The sequence below is a fragment of the Kribbella aluminosa genome, assembly GCF_017876295.1.
In the GTDB taxonomy this organism is placed as follows: Bacteria; Actinomycetota; Actinomycetes; order Propionibacteriales; family Kribbellaceae; genus Kribbella; species Kribbella aluminosa.
The window spans coordinates 2,391,179-2,409,815 of the sequence record NZ_JAGINT010000001.1 but is presented as its reverse complement, the minus strand read 5'-3'; the positions used below and the strand labels follow the sequence as shown (position 1 = coordinate 2,409,815).

At 68.9% G+C, this 18,637-nt stretch carries 21 protein-coding genes; 4 read left to right on the top strand and 17 right to left on the bottom strand.

All coding sequences use genetic code 11. The features are described from left to right. Positions 1–66 precede the first annotated feature (66 nt). The 3 genes from rlmN to JOF29_RS11765 form a co-directional block, all read right to left on the bottom strand. On the bottom strand, positions 67–1,188 hold the full coding sequence (gene rlmN, locus JOF29_RS11775) for a dual-specificity RNA methyltransferase RlmN (RefSeq protein ID WP_209694232.1): 1,122 nt from the start codon (positions 1,186–1,188) through the stop codon (positions 67–69). Positions 1,189–1,363: 175 nt separating this feature from the next. Next, complete coding sequence (locus tag JOF29_RS11770) at positions 1,364–2,044, bottom strand: C39 family peptidase (RefSeq protein WP_209694231.1); 681 nt, start codon at positions 2,042–2,044, stop codon at positions 1,364–1,366. Between the two features lie 98 nt (positions 2,045–2,142). Continuing rightward, positions 2,143–3,039: an LLM class flavin-dependent oxidoreductase gene (locus JOF29_RS11765; RefSeq protein WP_209694230.1), complete on the bottom strand. Its 897-nt coding sequence runs from the start codon at positions 3,037–3,039 to the stop codon at positions 2,143–2,145. Between the two features lie 61 nt (positions 3,040–3,100). On the opposite strand from JOF29_RS11765, the gene JOF29_RS11760 reads away from it, so the two are divergent. Together JOF29_RS11760 and JOF29_RS11755 are read left to right on the top strand one after the other, a co-directional pair. Further along, a complete protein-coding gene (locus tag JOF29_RS11760) occupies positions 3,101–3,502 on the top strand; it encodes a MarR family winged helix-turn-helix transcriptional regulator (protein ID WP_209694229.1) in 402 nt (133 codons plus the stop codon). A 28-nt stretch (positions 3,503–3,530) separates the two neighbouring features. Then, positions 3,531–4,496, top strand: a complete 966-nt coding sequence (locus tag JOF29_RS11755; RefSeq protein ID WP_209694228.1) for an MsnO8 family LLM class oxidoreductase — start codon at positions 3,531–3,533, stop codon at positions 4,494–4,496. Here the strand turns inward: JOF29_RS11755 and JOF29_RS11750 are convergent. The 6 genes from JOF29_RS11750 to rpsB all read right to left on the bottom strand — a co-directional run bounded on the left by JOF29_RS11750 (position 4,486) and on the right by rpsB (position 9,412). After that, entirely contained in the window at positions 4,486–5,076 is a 591-nt protein-coding gene (locus JOF29_RS11750) for a GNAT family N-acetyltransferase (protein ID WP_209694227.1), read from the bottom strand. The genes JOF29_RS11755 and JOF29_RS11750 overlap by 11 nt on opposite strands. Further along, positions 5,073–5,921: a phosphatidate cytidylyltransferase gene (locus JOF29_RS11745; protein ID WP_209694226.1), complete on the bottom strand. Its 849-nt coding sequence runs from the start codon at positions 5,919–5,921 to the stop codon at positions 5,073–5,075. Before JOF29_RS11745 ends, JOF29_RS11750 begins: the two co-directional genes overlap by 4 nt. Next, a complete protein-coding gene (gene frr, locus JOF29_RS11740) occupies positions 5,921–6,475 on the bottom strand; it encodes a ribosome recycling factor (protein WP_209696089.1) in 555 nt (184 codons plus the stop codon). Before frr ends, JOF29_RS11745 begins: the two co-directional genes overlap by 1 nt. Positions 6,476–6,571: 96 nt before the next feature. Then, positions 6,572–7,333, bottom strand: coding sequence for a UMP kinase (pyrH, locus tag JOF29_RS11735; protein ID WP_307863265.1), 762 nt, complete (start codon positions 7,331–7,333; stop codon positions 6,572–6,574). 59 nt (positions 7,334–7,392) lie between these two features. After that, positions 7,393–8,211: a translation elongation factor Ts gene (gene tsf / locus JOF29_RS11730; RefSeq protein ID WP_209694225.1), complete on the bottom strand. Its 819-nt coding sequence runs from the start codon at positions 8,209–8,211 to the stop codon at positions 7,393–7,395. Between the two features lie 148 nt (positions 8,212–8,359). Beyond that, complete coding sequence (gene rpsB, locus JOF29_RS11725) at positions 8,360–9,412, bottom strand: 30S ribosomal protein S2 (RefSeq protein ID WP_245357544.1); 1,053 nt, start codon at positions 9,410–9,412, stop codon at positions 8,360–8,362. 284 nt (positions 9,413–9,696) lie between these two features. Here rpsB and JOF29_RS11720 point away from each other — a divergent pair, with 284 nt between their 5' ends. Then, positions 9,697–10,338 carry a murein hydrolase activator EnvC family protein gene (locus tag JOF29_RS11720; RefSeq protein ID WP_209694224.1) on the top strand — a complete coding sequence of 214 codons (642 nt, stop codon included), beginning with the start codon at positions 9,697–9,699 and terminating at the stop codon, positions 10,336–10,338. 3 nt (positions 10,339–10,341) lie between these two features. Here the strand turns inward: JOF29_RS11720 and JOF29_RS11715 are convergent, their stop codons facing one another. The 3 genes from JOF29_RS11715 to JOF29_RS11705 all read right to left on the bottom strand — a co-directional run bounded on the left by JOF29_RS11715 (position 10,342) and on the right by JOF29_RS11705 (position 12,309). Continuing rightward, complete coding sequence (locus JOF29_RS11715) at positions 10,342–10,746, bottom strand: VOC family protein (protein WP_209694223.1); 405 nt, start codon at positions 10,744–10,746, stop codon at positions 10,342–10,344. A gap of 51 nt (positions 10,747–10,797) precedes the next feature. Continuing rightward, positions 10,798–11,277 carry an RrF2 family transcriptional regulator gene (locus JOF29_RS11710; RefSeq protein ID WP_209694222.1) on the bottom strand — a complete coding sequence of 160 codons (480 nt, stop codon included), beginning with the start codon at positions 11,275–11,277 and terminating at the stop codon, positions 10,798–10,800. Between the two features lie 93 nt (positions 11,278–11,370). Further along, positions 11,371–12,309, bottom strand: a complete 939-nt coding sequence (locus tag JOF29_RS11705) for a tyrosine recombinase XerC (protein WP_209694221.1) — start codon at positions 12,307–12,309, stop codon at positions 11,371–11,373. Positions 12,310–12,444: 135 nt separating this feature from the next. On the opposite strand from JOF29_RS11705, the gene JOF29_RS11700 reads away from it, so the two are divergent. Continuing rightward, positions 12,445–14,079, top strand: a complete 1,635-nt coding sequence (locus JOF29_RS11700) for an APC family permease (protein ID WP_209694220.1) — start codon at positions 12,445–12,447, stop codon at positions 14,077–14,079. 27 nt (positions 14,080–14,106) lie between these two features. Here JOF29_RS11700 and dprA read toward each other — a convergent pair whose 3' ends face one another. The 5 genes from dprA to JOF29_RS11675 form a co-directional block, all read right to left on the bottom strand. Then, entirely contained in the window at positions 14,107–15,264 is a 1,158-nt protein-coding gene (gene dprA / locus JOF29_RS11695; RefSeq protein WP_209694219.1) for a DNA-processing protein DprA, read from the bottom strand. Positions 15,265–15,506: 242 nt separating this feature from the next. Next, positions 15,507–17,084 carry a YifB family Mg chelatase-like AAA ATPase gene (locus JOF29_RS11690; RefSeq protein ID WP_209694218.1) on the bottom strand — a complete coding sequence of 526 codons (1,578 nt, stop codon included), beginning with the start codon at positions 17,082–17,084 and terminating at the stop codon, positions 15,507–15,509. Beyond that, positions 17,084–17,440 carry a YraN family protein gene (locus JOF29_RS11685; RefSeq protein ID WP_209694217.1) on the bottom strand — a complete coding sequence of 119 codons (357 nt, stop codon included), beginning with the start codon at positions 17,438–17,440 and terminating at the stop codon, positions 17,084–17,086. The genes JOF29_RS11690 and JOF29_RS11685 overlap by 1 nt, the downstream gene beginning before the upstream one ends. 94 nt (positions 17,441–17,534) lie before the next feature. Then, positions 17,535–17,858 (bottom strand): DUF2469 domain-containing protein, encoded by a 324-nt coding sequence (locus JOF29_RS11680; RefSeq protein WP_209694216.1) that lies wholly within the window; start codon positions 17,856–17,858, stop codon positions 17,535–17,537. Next, positions 17,855–18,637, bottom strand: a complete 783-nt coding sequence (locus JOF29_RS11675; protein WP_209694215.1) for a ribonuclease HII — start codon at positions 18,635–18,637, stop codon at positions 17,855–17,857. Before JOF29_RS11675 ends, JOF29_RS11680 begins: the two co-directional genes overlap by 4 nt.

The following is an 18,637-nucleotide window of genomic DNA, read 5'->3' as shown; positions in this document are numbered from 1 at the left end:
CATCCAGCCAGCGTTCGCAGCCGTACCGCTGCCCCATCCGGCGGACCCGGAACTGTGGGCGGAGCATCAGGACTTGCTCGCTGCGGCGAGCTGCCCGCAGGCGCCGTCGATCTCCTGCCCCCGAGTGTCCCGGACCGTCACCGGAATGCCGCCGGCCTCCAGCCGCCGGACGAACTCGCGCTCGTCCGCCGGGTCGGACGCGGTCCACTTCGAACCGGGCGTCGGGTTCAGCGGGATCAGGTTGACGTGCACCCAGCCCCAGTCGCCACGGGCGCGGAGCTTCTCGGCCAGCAGGTCGGCGCGCCAGGCGTGGTCGTTGATGTCGCGGATCATCGCGTACTCGATCGAGACCCGGCGCTTGGTCTGCTCGGCGTACGCCCAGGCCGCGTCGAGGACCTCGTCGACCTTCCAGCGGTTGTTGATCGGCACCAGCTCGTCGCGCAGCTCGTTGTCCGGCGCGTGCAGCGACAGCGCCAGCGTCACCGGGATCCCCTCGGTGGCGAGCTGGTTGATCCGCGGCACCAGGCCGACCGTCGACACGGTCACGCCCCGCGCCGAGATCCCGAGCCCCTCCGGCGACGGGTCCGTGAACCGCCGGACCGCGCCGATCACGGCCTTGTAGTTGGCCATCGGCTCGCCCATGCCCATGAACACGATGTTCGAGACCCGCCCCGGACCGCCGGCGATCTCACCGCGGGCCAGCGCCCGCGCACCGTCGACGACCTGCTCGACGATCTCCGCGGTCGTCATGTTCCGCGTCAGGCCGCCCTGACCAGTCGCACAGAACGGGCACGCCATCCCGCAGCCCGCCTGCGACGACACGCACATCGTCACCCGCCCCGGATACCGCATCAGGACCGACTCGACCAGCGAGCCGTCGAGCAGCTTCCACAGCGACTTCCGGGTCTCGCCGTTGTCGCACTCCAGGTCGCGGACCTTCGTCAGCAGCGGCGGCATCAGCTCGGCGACCAGCTTGTCGCGGGTCGCGGCCGGCAGGTCGGTCATCTCGGCCGGGTCGGACACCAGCCGGGAGAAGTAGTGGTTCGACAGCTGCTTGGCGCGGAACGCAGGCTCGCCCAGCGCCTCGACCGCCGTACGCCGTTCCTCCCCGGACAGATCGGCAAGGTGCCGCGGCGGCTTCTTGGCACGGCGCGGCTCATCGAACACTAGCGGCAGGGAGGTAGACATAACCGCCCTATTGTCGCCCGCCGGCACGACGCTTCACAAATTCACATCCACTTCGTGCTGAGGATCACTCTGTCTACGGTCCGAGTCCCCGAGCGCGACACCAACCTTGAGAACCCACCAACCACCGGGGCGGAAGAAAAGTGGTCGGTGGGTTCTCAAAGTGCTTCGGGTCTGGTCAGGCGGAGTAGCCCTTGGGCGGGATGAGGGTGGCGAGCTGGTTGAAGGTCAGCCAGTACGTCGCGGTCGGCGCGAAGCCGGCTGGGTCGGCGATCAGGACGGTCTGGTCGCTGTCGTCGTACCCGATCACAGTGAAGTAGTGGTAGATCGTGTAGTTCGGGTAGCCCGGCGGGTGGTTGTTGGCCGGGGCAACGATGTTGGCGACGATCGGATAGTTGTTGTTGATGTCGAGTACGACGTCCCGCCAGAGCAGGTCGCGCTGCGCCTGGGTGGGCGGATCGTTCGGCATCTCCTTGGTCTCGTACCAGCCGGTGCCGAGGTGGTTGTTGAGCACCCGCGTGACCTGACCGATCCAGTCCGTGCCGTTGGTCGTGGTCGGCAGCTCGTTGGCTAGCTGCTGCTGGCTGGGCGGTGAGATGCGGGCGGAGAGTGCGATCCGGGTGGCGGCCGGTGCGCACCAGTAGCCGGTCTGCTGGTACTGGAAGTCGATGGTGAGTGTCTTGACGGTCTGCGTCGAGTAGCCGAGCCTCGGCACCGGCTTGGTCGCGGCGACCTGCTCGGCCGACACGGCGCTGTGCGGTGGAGGCTGCCCGGCGGTGGCCACATTCACCGGGAGAACCGCGGCGGCGACCAGGGCGAGACCACCGAGGGCGGCCTTGAACTTCGTCGTGGGAATCATGTCAGCTCCTCACTGGGACGACCGGGGCGGATCGTCCTGTGTTTGATGCTGACACATTCAGCGATGTAGTGGTGAAAAAATCACCACTCGTTTCGATCTCAGTGGAAAGGGTCGATGATTTCCCGGACCAGCCAGCGCACGGCGTGCTCCGGGTACGGCCTCGGCAGCGAGAGCACGAGGTGGTCGAACCCGAGCCCGGCCGCCTTCTCCACGATCGCCCGCGTCGCGGCCGGATCGTCGTACGACACGATCTGCTGCAGTGAGCGGCTGATCGTCGCCGGGTCGCGCCCGATCCGCTCGCACTCCGCGTCGAGCCGGCGGATCCGGTCGGCGAGGGTCTCGAAGTCGGTGTGCGGCGGGCCGCCGATGTTCCACTGATCGGCGTACTGCGCGACGAGCCCGAGCATCCGGTTGCCCCAGCCACCGATCAGGAGCGGCGGGCCGTCCGGCTGGATCGGTTTCGGCGAGTTCCGGTTGCGTTCGAGGGAGTAGTAGCGGCCGTGGAAGTCGAACTCCTCCTCGGTCCACATCCGGCGCAGGATCTCGATCGTCTCGCGGAGCCGGTCGACCCCCTCCCCCGGCGGCACGAGCGTCAGCCCGTACGCGGCGTACTCCTCGATCGCCGGGTTCGGTCCCGGGATACCGCTCAGACCGGCGGGCTGATGGGTACCGCCGGCACCCAGGCCCATGATCAGGCGGCCGCCGGAGATCACGTCGAGCGTGCTGGCGATCTTCCCGAGGACGGCCGGCGGGCGGATCCGGTTGCTCGTCACGAGCAGGCCGAGGCGGAGCCGGGTGGTCTGCGCGGCCAGGGCGGTCAGGAGTGTCCAGCCTTCGAGTACGTCGCCGCTCTTCGGGCCGGCGAGCGGGAGGAAGTGGTCCCACAGCCAGGCGTCGCGGATCAGCGGCTCCTCGTCGGCCTCGAGCCAGACGCGCCGGATGTCGGCGTACGGGACGTGCATCGGGGTGGTCTTCAGACCGAAGGTGGGTGACATAATCATCAGGGTAACTGATGATCAGGGTTCCTGACGATCAGTTACCCGGTAGATTTGAGGTATGTCTGAACGGCTCGGGTATCTGCTCAAGCACGTCCTCGCGCAACTCACCGAGGCGCAGACCAAGGCGCTCGCGCCGCACGGGCTGAACGGCCGCGACCTGGCGGTGCTGTCCGCGGTCGCGTCCGGTGAGCCGCTCTCTCAGCTCGAGGTCGCGGCGCGGCTGCGGGTCGACCGGACGTCGATCGGCGACCTGTTGGACGGGCTCGAGGAGCGCGGCTTCGTCGAACGCCGGCGCAGCCCGGAGGACCGGCGGCGGAACGTCGTCGTACTGACTTCTCTGGGTGAGTCCACGTTCGCCGCCGCCGAGCGGACCCGGTTGGAGGTCGAGCGATCGTTCCTTGCTCCGCTGGGTGACAGCGAGCGTTTCCGGGACGACCTGCGGCTGCTGCTCGGGGAATGAGGTCTGCGGCAGGCCCGTTGGACTCTGCATGCTCTCCGTCCCGCTGTCAGTCCTGGACCGCTCTCGGACGCGCGTAGGCGAGTCGGAGGCGGAGACACTGCGCGCGACGGTAGAGCTCGCGCAGCAGGTGGAAGAGCTTGGCTACCGGCGTTTCTGGGTCTCGGAGCACCACAGCGTGCCAGGGGTGGTCGGTTCGGCGCCTACGGTGCTGGCCGCGGCCGTTGCCGCTCGCACCGATCGGATCCGGGTCGGCACCGGCGGCGTCATGCTGCCGAACCACAGGCCGCTCGTCGTGGCGGAGCAGTTCGGCGTACTGGAATCGCTGTATCCGGGCCGTATCGACATGGGCCTCGGCCGCTCCGTCGGCTTCACCAACGGCGTCCGTCGGGCGTTGGGTGTCGAGAAGGACGCAGCAGAGGACTTTACGACCCAGGTGCAGGAGCTGCTCGGCTACCTCCGCGGTACGTCGCCTGACCGGGTGCACGCGCGACCGGGCGAGGGGCTGCGCATCCCGCCGTACATCCTCGCCGTCGGTGAAGGGGCTGCGATCGCTGCCGCACTGGGGCTGCCTGTGGTGCTGGCTGCGCGCCCCGACTCGGCTTCGATACTGGAGGACTACCGGAGCACGTTCCGGCCGTCCGCGTGGGCTCCGGAGCCTTACGTGATCCTCGCGGTCACCGCCGCGGTCGCGGACTCCACCGAGGCCGCCCGGCAGTTGCTGTTGCCTGAGGCCTGGGCCAGTGCGTACTCGCGGACCCGCGGCGTGTTCCCGCCGCTGCAGGCCGACGTACCGGCCGAGCTGACGGCGCGCGAGCAGGAGTACTTCGACAACGCGCTCCGCGGCCAGATCTACGGCACCCCCGCCGACGTCGACGAGACGCTCACCGACCTGGTACGCCGTACCGCTGCCGACGAGCTGCTGATCACGACCAACGCCTTCGACCGGGCCGCGCTGCTCGCGAACTACGCGGCACTGGCGAAGCTCACCGGCTGATCCGGTCCTCAAGCCGCTTCCGAACGTCCGGCCACTCGTCGGCCAGGATCGAGAACACCACCGTGTCGCGGAACGACCCGTCCGCCTGCACCATATGCCGCCGCAGCACGCCTTCCCGGGTCGCCCCGAGCTTCGCGATCGCCGCCTGCGAACGGGTGTTCTTCGTACCGGTCTGGATCTTCACGCGGCCGAATCCGCACGTCTCGAACGCGTGCTCCAGCAGCAGGAGCTTCGTCGCCGGGTTGACCGCGGTCCCCCACACTGCCGACGTGTAGCCGGTGAAGCCGATGTGGATCCGCTCGTTCACCACGTCGACGTCGGCGAGGCTCGACGTACCGACAACCGTGCCGTCGGCGACCAGCCGCACGACATACGCGAACCGCTTCGCGGCAGCCGGGATCCACTTCGCGCGCATGTCCTCCGCGCTCGCCGGCAACGCGGCGGGGCCGCCGCCGAAACCGCTGGCGTACACCTGCTCGTTGCCGATCGCGGCGTACAACTCGTCGATATCGGACGCCTGCATCCGGTCCAGCCGTACGACGTCGCCGACCAGCGGACGTCCGTCAGGTTGGATCGTCATGCCTTCACCAGGAGATGGAGGAGGAGCCAGACGATCGGGGCGGTGGCGAGCAGCGAGTCCAGGCGGTCCATCACGCCGCCGTGGCCGGGCAGCAGGTTCGACATGTCCTTGATGCCGAGGTCGCGCTTGATCATCGACTCGCCCAGGTCGCCGACCGTCGCGGTGAGGACCGCGACCGCGCCGATGATCGCTCCGACCCACCAGTCGCCGTGCAGCAGGAAGACCACCGCGGCGATCCCCGCACCGATGCAGGCGAGGGCCGAACCGGTGAAGCCCTCCCAGGACTTCTTCGGGCTGATCGTCGGCGCCATCGGATGCTTGCCGAACAGGACACCCGCGACGTACCCGCCGACGTCACTGGCGACCACGACCACGAAGAACGTGACCACCCGCGCCGGACCGTCGGCGTCGGGCTGGACCAGCAGAATCGCGAACCCGGCCAGCAACGGGACGTAGCCGATCAGGAACACCCCGGCACTCACATCGCGCACGAACCCGACCGAGCCGCCCGGCATCCGCCAGAAGATCGTCCCCAGCACCGTGAGCCCCAGCGCGACCAGCAACGCCATCGGACCGCCGAAGTACGCCGCCACCAGCATCGCCGTCGTACCGACGAACAGCGGGACCCGCGGGATGACCGCGGCACCCGTGCGCAGCGCCTTGATCATCTCGTCGACAGCGATCAGCACGACGGCCAGCACCAGGACGACGAACAAGACCTTCTGCCAGTACAGCGATCCGAGGATCAGTGCGCCGAGCCCGACACCCACCGCGATCGCGGCGGGCAGGTTGCGCCCGGCGCGGCTCGGGCTGGGACTCGGCGCGGGCGTGCTCTCGACGCCCATCACACCTCGAGCAGTTCGGCTTCCTTGTGCTTGAGCAGGTCGTCGATGGAGTCGACGTACTTCTTCGTCAACCCGTCGAGCCGCTTCTCAGCACTCTTGCCCTCGTCCTCGCCCGCGTCGCCGTCCTTGACCGTCTTGTGCACCTGGTCCATGGCGTGCCGGCGGATGTTGCGGACCGAGACCTTGGCGTCCTCGGCCTTGGTCTTGGCGACCTTGATGTACTCCTTGCGCCGCTCCTCGGTCAGCTGCGGCATCACGACCCGGATCACCGCGCCGTCGTTGCCCGGGTTCACCCCGAGGTCCGAGTCCCGGATCGCCTTCTCGATCGCGGCCATCGCGCCCTTGTCGTACGGCGAGATGAGCACGGTCCGGGGCTCCGGGACCTGGAAGCCGGCCAGCTGCTGCAGCGGCGTCGGGCTGCCGTAGTAGTCGGCCAGGATGCCCGCGAACATCTGCGGGTGCGCGCGGCCGGTGCGGATCGCGGCGAAGTCGTCCTTCGCTACCTCCACGGCCTTCGCCATCTTCTGGTCGGCATCGCGGAGAGCTTCGTCGATCACGACATTCCTCGCTTCCTCTGGGCCGCGTCGGTGCGGCCACTCCTACTGCGCCTTGTGACAACCGATCCTAGTGGTATGCCGCCGTACGCCGGGCTATTGCCCCCGGGAGACGACCGTGCCGATCTTCTCACCGTGGATCACCCGGGCGATGTTGCCCTCTTCGAGACCGAAGATCACGATCGGCAGCGCGTTGTCGCGGGCCAGGCTGATCGCGGTGGCGTCGGCGACCCGGAGGCCGCGAGCCAGGAAGTCGTCGTACGACAGCTGGTCGAACTTGACCGCGTCGGGGTTCTTCTTCGGGTCCGAGTCGTACACGCCGTCCACGCCCTGCTTGCCCATCAGCAGCGCCTCGGCGCCGACCTCGAGCGCACGCTGCGCGGCCACCGTGTCGGTGGAGAAGTACGGCATACCGGAACCGGCGCCGAAGATCACCACGCGGCCCTTCTCCAGGTGCCGCTCGGCCTTGCGCGGGATGTACGGCTCGGCGACCTGGCCCATCGTGATCGCGGTCTGCACCCGCGTCTCGATGCCGAGCTTCTCCAGGAAGTCCTGCAGGGCCAGGCAGTTCATCACGGTGCCGAGCATCCCCATGTAGTCGGCCCGGTTCCGCTCCATGCCGCGCTGCTGGAGCTCGGCGCCGCGGAAGAAGTTGCCGCCGCCAACCACCACGGCGACCTGCACGCCGGCCCGCGCCACGTCGGCGATCTGCTTGGCGATCGAGTTCACGACGTCGGGGTCGACGCCGAGCTTGCCGCCGCCGAACACCTCACCCGAGAGCTTCAGCAGCACCCGGTGATAGGCGGGCGAGAACGGCGAAGAGGCCGGACTCGTCTCGGTACCCAGGGTTTCCGTCACGATTCCGGCCTCCTCGTTGCCTGTGCTTCGTTGTCTGTGCGCTCAGATCCTTCGCGGGATCAGGCGCCGACCTCGAAGCGGGCGAACCGCTTCACGGTCACACCGGCCTCGTCGAGCACTGCCTTCACGGTCTTCTTGTTCTCCGTGACCGACGGCTGCTCGAGCAGTACGACGTCCTTGAAGAAGCCGTTCACCCGGCCCTCGACGATCTTCGGCAGGGCGCCCTCCGGCTTGCCCTCCTCGCGAGCGGTCGCCTCGGCGATCCGCTTCTCGTTCTCGACCGTCTCGGCCGGAACCTCGTCGCGGGTGGTGTAGAGCGGGCGCATCGCGGCGGCCTGCATGGCGGCGCCGCGGGCAGCCTCGACGTTGTCGCCCTCGAACTCGACCAGCACGCCGACCTGGGCCGGCAGGTCCGCGGCGCGCTTGTGCATGTACGCCGTCACCTGGCCGTCGAACACGGCCACCCTGCCGAGCTCCAGCTTCTCGCCGATGACCGCGGCCAGGGCCTCGATGTTCTCGGCGACCGACTTGCCGTCGGTGAGCTTCTCGTTCAGCAGGCCCTCGACATCGCCGACCTTGCTCGCCGAGGCGTGCGCGACGATGTCGGCGGCGAGCTGCTGGAACTGCTCGTTCTTGGCGACGAAGTCGGTCTCACAGTTCAGCTGGACGAGCGCGTTCTCCGCCGCGGCCACCAGGCCGTTGGTGGCGGACCGCTCGGCGCCCCGCTTCTGGGCCTTGGCCGCGCCCTTGATGCGCAGCTCCTCGATCGCCTTCTCGAAGTCACCGTCGGTGGCCTCGAGCGCCTTCTTCGCGTCCATCATGCCCGCGCCGGTGGCGTCGCGGAGCTTCTTCACGTCAGCGGCGGTGTAGTTCGCCATTCCTCGTTCTCTCGTTTTCTCGATGCGGCTGGATGGGCGGGCTGTCCGGTACCCCGCGGACCGTTGCGGCCGGGCGTCACACCCGGCGCGCCCCGGGATCCGCAGCTGTGGTGCCGTCCGGTGGTGAACCGGACGGCACCCGTGGCTGTCAGGCCTCGTCGGCCTTCGGGGTCTCCTCGGCCTTGGCCTCGGTGTCCTCGACCTTGACCTCGGCGTCCTCGACCTTGGCCTCGGTGTCTTCGACCTTGACCTCGTCGACCTTGGCCTCGGTCTCCTCGACCTTGACCTCCTCCGGCGCGGTCTCGACCACGGCGTCGGTCGCGACCGGCTCGGTGAGGACGTCGGTCGCCGGGGCGGCCTCGGCGGCCGGGGCGGCGTCGGCGGCCGGGGCCGCCTCAGCGGTCTCGGTGGCCTTCGCGGCGCCGTTCTGGCTCTCCAGCAGCTCGCGCTCCCAGGCGGCCATCGGCTCCTCCTGGCCCAGCTCCTCGCCGGCGGCGGCGGAGCCCTGGCCGGAGCGGCCCATCAGACCGTCCGCGACGGCGTCGGCGACGACCCGGGTGAGCAGGCCGACCGAGCGGATCGCGTCGTCGTTCCCCGGAATCGGGTAGTCGACCTCGTCCGGGTCGCAGTTCGTGTCCAGGATGCCGATGATCGGCAGCTTCAGCTTGCGCGCCTCGTCGACCGCGAGGTGCTCCTTCTTGGTGTCCACGATCCACACGGCGGCCGGAACCCGGGCCATGTCGCGGATACCACCGAGGGTCTTGAGCAGCTTGTCGTGCTCGCGACGCTTCTGCAGCAGCTCCTTCTTGGTGACACCGGAGGCGGCGACGTCCTCGAAGTCGATGAGCTCGAGCTCCTTGAGGCGCTGGAGCCGCTTGTTCACGGTCTGGAAGTTCGTCAGCATGCCGCCCAGCCAGCGCTGGTTCACGTACGGCATCCCGACGCGGGTCGCCTGCTCGGCGATCGCTTCCTGCGCCTGCTTCTTGGTACCGACGAACAGGATCGCCCCGCCCGACGCGACCGTGCTGCGGACGAACTCGTACGCCCGGTCGATGTAGGACAGCGACTGCTGCAGGTCGATGATGTAGATGCCGTTGCGCTCGGTGAGGATGTAGCGCTTCATCTTCGGGTTCCAGCGCCGGGTCTGGTGCCCGAAGTGCACGCCGCTCTCGAGCAGCTGCTTCATGGTCACGACGGCCATGAGGGGTCTCCTTATTGCGACCCGGATCGCTCCGGGTCTACTCGGTTGTCTCGCCACGGACCGGGTTGACCCGTGACGCCTGATGCCCGTCGCGCGAATCCACCCGGACTGCTCCGGGACCGTTGGATCGACGCTCTTGTGCGGGCATGCGTAGTCGCCCCGCTCACACGGGGCGCCACCGGAAGTGTACGTGACCCCGCACCCCCAACGCGAACCGGCCCCACTTGTCCACAATCCGCCGATCCGCACCGATTCGCACCCCCGAAACCGGCACTTTCTCCGGTATGACAGTCACCGTCCTCGCCCTGACCACCCTCGCCCTGGCCACTCCGGCCCTGCCGCCCAAGCCCGTCGCCGGATGGCCCTTGGATCCACGCCCCGAGATCGTCCGCGGCTTCGAGCTACCCGCCAAACCGTGGCTCCCCGGCCACCGCGGCGTCGACCTCGCCGGCCGCCCCGGCCAACCGGTCCTCGCCGCCACCCCCGGCACGATCACGTACGCCGGTCCCGTCGCCGGCCGGGGCGTCATCACGATCACCTACGGCGCCCACCGCACGACGTACGAACCCGTAGTCGCCGACGTGCCGGTGGGCGCCTCCGTCCGCACCGGCACCGTCATCGGCCGCCTGTCCGCCATCGGCTCGCACTGCCCGCCGAGGACCTGCCTGCACTGGGGCCTCCTCCAGGCCAAGCAGTACCTCGACCCCCTGACCCTGCTCGCGACCCGCCCGGTCCGCCTCCTCCCACTCACAGCGCGGACCGCCACAGTTCCGTCCCCGGCGCCGCAGCCCGGAGCACCGCCCGCACCCGCACCGGACACCCCGATCGGCGACGCCAGCTACCGGAACAGACGCGCGGCAAAGCTCGTCATCGCCGCCGGCGCCGCACTCACACTCGCCGCCGGCCTGCTGATCAGACGCCCGTGAGCCCTACGCGTGCGGCAGGTTCAGCTGCCACGAAACCCCGAACCGGTCGTTCACCCAACCGAACTTCTTACTGAACCCGTAGTCCCCCAACGGCATCAACGTGCTGCCACCCTCGACCAGCGCGTTGTACAGCCGCTCGAGCTCGGCCTCGTCCGCACAGTCCACGAAGAGCGACACCGAAGGCGTGAAGGTGAATTCATGATGCTCGTAGCTGTCACTGCACATGAACTGCTGCCCGGCCAGCCGGAACACGGCGACCATGACCGACCCGTCAGGACCAGGCCCCTCGGCGCCGTACTTGTGCATCGACACAATCTCGGCGTCCTCGAACAGCGACAGGTAGAAGGTCATCGCCTTCTCCGCGCCACTCTCGAACATCAGGAACGTCTTGATCTGCTGCTCAGCCATTGCCCATCTCCTAAAGTCGTGGCTTATATAAGGCACGACTGTAGCACTGCCTCAGCTCCCCGGGACCCGCGCCTGCCAGGCGTCCTCGTCCCGGGAGCGGCGTTCGACGCCGGCCGGGAGCTTGTTCCTGGCGAGATCGGTCAGCGTGGTGTTCTCGAGCACGTCCCGCAAGCTGGCCCGCGCCGCGATCCAGACCCGCTGCAGGACCACCGCGTGCTCGTTGTACGTGACGCTCTCCGGCCGGACGCCGGAGATGCTCACGATCGGGCCGTCGACCGCCCGCATCACGTCGGCGACGGAGATCTCGTTCGGGTCGACCGCAAGCCGCCACCCGCCGGACTGCCCACGCTGGCTGGACAGCACTCCGGCCCGGCGCAGGTCGGCGAGGATCCCCTGCAGGAACCCGTGCGGAATGCCCTGCGCCCGGCTCAACTCCTCGGCGGACACCACCGAATGGTCGTTGGCCACCCACCGCTGGGTGATCTCGATCAGAGCTCGCAACGCATAGTCAGACTTCGCCGAAACCCGCATGTCCCGCAGTCTGCCGCATTCCGGCACCCTCCCGCCGCATTCCGCACGCACAACCCGGCCGGCGTCCCGCTCGGGCAGAACGATCGAATCCGGTCAGGCCCTGGGATGCGCCTGCTGATACGCCTGCCGCAGCCGGTCGGTGGAAACGTGGGTGTAGATCTGGGTGGTCGCCAGCGACGCATGACCGAGCAGCTCCTGCACGCTGCGCAGATCCGCTCCGCCCTCCAGCAGATGCGTGGCCGCGGTATGCCGGAGGCCGTGCGGCGCCATGTCCGTGTCGACGACAGCCACCCGCTGGTGCACCATCCGCCGTACCGTCCGCTGATCGATCCGGCCGCCACGCGCCCCGAGGAAGGCCGCCGGCCCGCTCCCCTCGCGCACCAGCTTCGGCCGCGCCTCGGCCAGCCACCGCTCGATCGCCTGCCCGGCCGGTACGCCGTACGGCACCGACCGCTCCTTCCGCCCCTTGCCGAACACCCGTACGACGCGGCGCGACCGGTCGATGTCGTCGACGTCGAGGGCGCACAGCTCGCCGACGCGCATCCCGGTGGCGTACAGCAACTCCATGATCGTGAGGTCGCGGAGCCCGACCGGGCTGCCGTCGTCGGCAGCGACCGCGGCCGCGGCGAGCACCGCGCGGGTGTCGGCCTGGCCGAGCACCCCTGGAAGCGTCTTGTGCGCCTTCGGGCTGGCGAGCAACGCTCCGGGATCCGTACTGATCCGCCCGGTCCGCTGCGCCCAGCCGGTGAACACCCTTGCGGCCGTCGCCCGGCGGGCCATCGTGCTGCGGGATTTCCCCAGACTTTGTTGCTTGGCCAACCAGGACCGCAGACCCCGGATATCCAGCCCGTCGAGATCATCGTGACCAAGCCGAATCAAATGTTCGAGTAAATCCGCCACATCGCCGATGTAGGCTCTCACGGAGTGAATGCTGAGGTCTCTTTCCGCCGTCAGATGCCTTTCGTAGTCAGCAAGTAACACAGCGAAACCTTCCGGCCAGGAACGGTTTCCGCTGACTTCGTCCGGCGTCATACCTCGACGATGCGTGAGGCGACCCGGCACTGCAAGCCACCGCGCGGGGCCGAGAAGAGGAGGTCTGGTCGATAGCCCAACGGTCGACTACTGTTCGGCCCGATTGCCCTAGTAGCAACGGAGGCACCCCTGACCATGGCCCCCTCAGCGAACGGACAGACCGTAGGCCGGCGCCTGCCGGTCGAGTCGGCGTTCACTCGAGTCGAGGACGCGCGGCACCGTCTGCCGCGGCTGTTCGGTCGTCGCGACCTGGTTGTACTCGGCCTGGGCGTGATGATCGGCTCCGGCATCTTCAGCATGAGCGGCGTTCAAGCGGCGAACGTGTCCGGACCGGCAGTGATCCTGTCGTTCGTGATCGCCGCGATCGTCTGCCTGCTGGCCGCGGCCTGTTACGCCGAACTGTCGTCCACGATCCCGGTCTCGGGCAGTGCGTACACGTTCAGCTACGTAACGTTCGGCGAGATGTGGGCATGGCTGGTCGGCTGGGCACTCGTCCTCGAACTCGTGACCGCGGCGGCGATCGTCGCCCGCGTCTGGTCGGCGTACTTCCTCGCCACCCTGGACGGCTTCGGAGTCACGCTGCCGAGCGGTATCGCGCAGTTCTTCGGGCCCGAGGCCAAGGTGAACCTGGTCGCCCCGCTGCTGCTGCTGATCCTGACCGCGCTGATCGTGACCGGTACCAAGCTGTCGTCGCGGGTGCTGACGATCGTCGTGATCGCGAAGGTCGCGGTGATCCTGCTGGTCGTGGTCGTCGGCGCGACCCACATCAAGATGGAGAACTACCACCCGTTCGTGCCGCCCGCCCGGGCCGCACCTGCGATGGCGGATCCCACGGTGCTGGGCTGGATCCTCGACACCTCGTTCGGTTCGTTCGGGATGATGGGCATCTTCACCGCGGCGAGCACGATCGTGTTCGCCTACATCGGCTTCGACCTGATCGCGACCGCGTCCGAGGACGCCCGCAGCCCGCGCAAGACCGTGCCGCAGGGCATGTTGCTCGGCGTCGGAGCGGTGACGATCCTCTACATCGCGATGGCGGTCGTCCTGGTCGGCATGCGCCCGTACGGTCAGCTCGGCGGTAAGGCCCCGGTCTCCGAGGCACTCGCCTCCGTCGGCGTCGGCTGGGCCGCGAACGTCGTCAACGTCGGCGCCCTGCTCGCGTTGATGACCGTCATCATGGTGGTCCTGATCGCGCAGAGCCGCGTGCTGTTCAACATGGGCCGCGACGGCCTGCTCCCGAAGAGCCTCGGCCGGGTCAGCCGCGTGTACTCCTCCCCCGCCCGCGCCGCAGCCGCTGCCGGCGTCGCCGCGCTCGTGCTCACGCTGTACCCGAAGGTGCTGGACCTCGAAGAGCTACTGGTCATCGGCGCCCTCTTCTGCTTCGCGTTCTGCGCGGTCGGCGTACTCCGTCTACGTCGCACGGAGCCCAACCTGGAGCGCGGCTTCCGGGTCCCGATCGTCCCGCTGATTCCGCTCCTCTCGCTGGCGGCGACCGTCTGGCTGATGCTCAACCTGAAGACCGGCACCTGGGTCAAGTTCCTGATCTGGATGGGCATCGGCGTCGCGATCTACGGCCTGTACGGCCGCTGGCACAGCCGCCTCGCCAACGAAGACAGCTGGGACTTCGACCTCGGCGACACCGACCCCGGCACCGGCGGCCTCCAAGTCATGCGCCCCGGCCACGACCACTCCACCGAACTCCGCGCCATCCGCACCCCACCCGACCAGCAACCCGCCAAAGCCAACCGCGGCAAGCACATGCGCAACTAGCCAAGCGGGCCGCCCCAGCAGCAGCGCTTACGGGGTGGATGGGGTTGGGGGTGGTGTGGTGGGTGGAAGGCGCCAGCCGGTGGGGGTTTGGGTTATCAGGGTCATCGTGGCGAGGGTCTGTAGGCAGCTTTCGGTGGTGGTGAGATCGAGGCCGGCGGTGGCGGCTATGCGGGCGGCAGGGGCCGGGTTGTGGACCGGGACGGCGTCGAGGGTGCGTTGGACGTCGGGGCTCAGGGTGTCGGTGATGGTTTGCGGGGCGCGCGGAGGTGCGGTCAGGCCGGTGCCGAACGGAGAGGTTGCTTCGATGATGTCGGCGACGTTGGTGGCCAGTACTGCGTTGCGTTCGCGGACCAGGAGATGGCTGCCCGCGGACATGCGGGACGTGACCGGGCCCGGGACGGCGAGGACTGTGCGGCCGCATTGTTCGGCCCAGCCGGCGGTGTTCAGGGCGCCGCTGCGGATGGCGGCCTCGATGACTACGGTGCCTTGGGCGATTGCGGCGATCAGGCGGTTGCGGGCGAGGAAGCGGAGTTTTGTCGGCGCACAGCCGGGCGGGAGTTCGGCGACGACCAGACCGTCCTCGGCGATGCGGCTGAGGAGCGCCGCATTGCGTTTCGGGTAGCTGACGTCGACTCCGCAGGCGAGGACCGCGATCGTGAGACCTGCAACGGACAGGGCACCGCGGTGTGCGGCGGCGTCGATGCCGTAGGCGCCGCCGGAGACGATCGTGACGCCGCTGTCCGCGAGGCCGGAGGAGAGCTCGGCGGCCACGTGTTCGCCGTACGACGAGCATGCGCGTGAGCCGACCATTGCGACGGCGCGGGACACTGCGTGGCGGAGGTTTGCGCGGCCGCGGACCCAGAGGCCGAACGGTACGCCGGCGCGGCGGGACAGCTGGCCTGCCTCGTACAGGATGTCGACCTGCTCCGGCCACTCGTCGTCGCCAGGGATCACGAAACGTGCGCCCGCGGCGGTGGCGCGTTCGAGGTCGCGGTGCGGGTCGACGGTGGCGAGGCGGGTGGACCAGCGCTCGTACTCAGGGCTGTTGTGGTGCAGGCGGTCCCAGATCTCCTGCGCGGAAAGCCCGTCGAACGCCTTCAGTGCGGCGAGATCTCCTGGCTCGATGACGCGGGACAGGCCGACCCGCGCCAGGCGTTCCTGCTCTCCGTTGCCGTCAGCAACCACGGTGGTCGTCCCCGGGCCGAATCCCCCACCGCCGGTGCCCCCGGAGCCAACCTCACGCGAGCCAAGCCCGCCGCGCCGCGATTCCCCAGCGCCAGGTCCTCCGGAGCACACGGCCCTCGACACAGCGACCTCGGGCTCGGACGTCGCGGAGACCGTTGTCCCGGGGTCGGTTGTCCCGGGGGTGGTTGGGGGTGGGGTGGGAGGGGTTGGGGTTTTGGGGGGTGGGAGGGGGTGGGTGAGGGTCATGGGGTTGGTCCTTTGAGGGGGCGGTGGTCTGTGAGGGGGGTCAGGGTGTGGCCGGAGCGGAGTTGGAAGGCTTCGTGGGTTTGTTCGACCGTGGGGGTGTCGCGGGCGGCCAGGTCGGCGAGGGTCCAGGCGAGGCGGACCACTCGGTCGAAGCCGCGGGCGGTCAGGCGGCCTGCGGTGTAGTGCGATTCGAGGAGATGCTGGCTGGCCTCGTCGAGGGGATACTCGCGGCGCAGGACCGGGCCGGGGATCTCGCTGTTCAAGGTCCAGGCCGTGCTGCGGTAACGGTGTGACTGGCGGTCGCGGGCAGCCTGGACGCGGGCTGCGACGACGGCGGTCGACTCGGCCGGCTCGCCGGTGGCCGTGGCGCGGGCCGCGGGCAGGATCTGGCGCTGGATGTCCAGGCGGTCCTTGATCGGGCCGCTGATCCGCTGTCGATAGCGCGCGAGAATCTGCGGAGTGCAGCTGCAGATGCCCTGCTCGGTGCCCGCGAGGCCGCACGGGCACGGGTTGGCGGCCAGCACCAGCATGAAGCGCGCCGGGAACTTGGCGACCGCTGCGGCCCGGTGCACCTCGACGAAACCGGACTCGAGCGGCTGGCGCAGAGTGTCCAGCGTCAGCGGATGCATCTCCGGTGCCTCGTCGATGAACAGGATGCCCCGGTGCGCGCAGCTGATCGCGCCCGGGCGCGGGACGCCCGACCCGCCGCCGACCAGGCTGACCAGCGACGCCGTGTGGTGCGGCGCGATGAACGGTGGCCGGACGACGAGCTCGGCGTCGTTCGTGAGTAGACCGGCGAGCGAGTGCACGGCCGAGACTTCCAGCGAATCGTCCGTACTCAGCTGCGGCATCAAGCCGGCCAGCCGCTCGGCAAGCATCGTCTTGCCGGAACCCGGCGGGCCGTGCAGGAACAGGTGATGACCGCCGGCTGCCGCGGCCTCGATCGCCCGGCGGCCTTCGTGCTGGCCGATGATGTCCTCGAGGTCGACCGACGGAACCCGGATCAACGACTCCGACACCAGCCGCGGCTCGGCCCGTGGTGGCGCCTCCTCGGGCACCTCGACCCCGCGGAGGAGCGCCAGCACCTGACGCAGCGAGCGAGCGCCGTACACCTGGATGCCGGGCACGAGGCGGGCCTCCCCGACGTTCAGATCGGGGACGACGATGCGGTCGAAGCCGGCGCGGGACGCGGCCAGGGTCATCGCGAGCGCGCCGCGAACCTCACGGATCCGGCCGTCGAGCCCGAGCTCGCCGATGATCGCGGTCCGGCGGAGGACGCCCGGGTCGACCGCACCCGCGGCCGTGAGCAGGGACAACGCGATAGCGACGTCGTAGTGCGAGCCGGTCTTCGGCAGCGTGGCCGGTGACAGGCCGATCGTGACCTTGCGGTCGGGGAACCGCTCGCCGCTGTTCACCACCGCGGCGCGGACGCGGTCGCGGGCTTCGGACAGCGAGGCGTCCGGAAGGCCGATCAGCGTCGTCTTCGGCAGGCCCTGGGCGATGTCGGTCTCGACCTCGACGAGGTGTCCTTCCAGCCCGACCAGCGCGACCGACCAGGTCTGTGCGAGCGCCATCAGACAGCACCCCGCACATGGTCGACCCGCGGCGGCGTGTTGTTGTCGAACAGGATCGAGATGATGTCGATCCTGATCTCCGCCGGTCTGAGCTCATGTGTCTGCAACCAGCGGCCGGCGAGCCTGCGTAGCCTCGCCAGCTTCCGGTAGGTGATCGACTCCGCGGGGCTGCCGTAGTTCAGCCCGCGGCGGGTCTTCACCTCGCAGACGACGAGTGTGTTGCCCTCGCGCGCCACGATGTCGATCTCGCCGAACTCGCAGCGCCAGTTGCGCTCGAGCACGGTGAAACCGGCTCCGCTGAGATACCTCGCGGCGAGATCTTCGCCGTACCGTCCGACGGTGTTCTTGGTCTGCATCGATGACCACCTCCGGCAGAGAAGATGCCGGGATCAGGCCAGCGAAACGGACCTCGCTTTCAGAATGTGGAAAACCGGCCGCCTGTGGATAAAGTCAGCGACCGAAGTCCGCGTCCTTGGGGACCTCGAGGTCGGACTTGGCGAGTTCTTCGATGTTGACGTCGCGGAAGGTGACCACCTTGGCGTTCTTGACGAAGCGGGCGGAACGGTAGACGTCCCAGACCCAGGCGTCGGCCATCGTGACCTCGAAGTACACGTCGCCGCCCTCGGTGCGGACCTTCAGGTCGACCGCGTTGCACAGGTAGAAGCGCCGCTCGGTCTCGACGACGTACTTGAAGATCCCGACGACGTCCTTGTACTCCCGATAGAGCTGCAGCTCCATATCGGTTTCGTACTTCTCAAGGTCGTCAGCACTCATGCCTGCACCTCGCTGCGCTCGGCTCCGGCATGAGCGCTGGGGCCAGCAGTGTTGTTGGTTCGCTCGCTACGCTCGCTCACAGGCAGGCTCTCCACTCCGGTGGGACTGGCCACATTCTGTCCCATATCGGGCCGCAGACTGCGGCGGACATTCTCGAACCGCCGTCGATGTTGTGGGCACGGGCCGTATTCGTCCAGTGCCGCCTGGTGTTCCGGGGTGCAGTAACCCTTGTGGATCCCGAACCCGTACTGCGGGTACTCCTTGTCCCAGTGCTCCATCACCCGGTCCCGGGTCACCTTGGCGATCACGGACGCCGCCGCGATGCAAGCCGCCACGCGGTCACCCTTCCAGATCGCCAGGCCGGGTACGCCGAGACCGTCGACGCCGAAGCCGTCGGTGAGCACGTACGACGGGCGCACGTCGAGGCGGAACAGCGCCCGGCGGAGGGCCTGCACGTTCGCGACGTGCATCCCGAGGCGGTCGCACTCGGGCGCCTCGATCGCCACCACCGACCACGCCAGAGCGCGCTTGCGGACCTCCTCGTAGCAGCGGTCCCGGGCCTTCGCGGTGAGCAGCTTCGAGTCCGCCAGACCGGGGACCTGGCCGCGCTTGCCGTCCGGCAGGATCACCGCAGCCGCCACCAGCGGGCCGGCACACGGCCCACGACCGGCCTCGTCGACGCCGGCGATCGGATCCAGGCCGACACGTCGCAGCGCCCGCTCGTACCCGTACAACCCGGCGTCCCGCCGTACCGTGCTCCCGCGCGGCAGCGCGCTCAT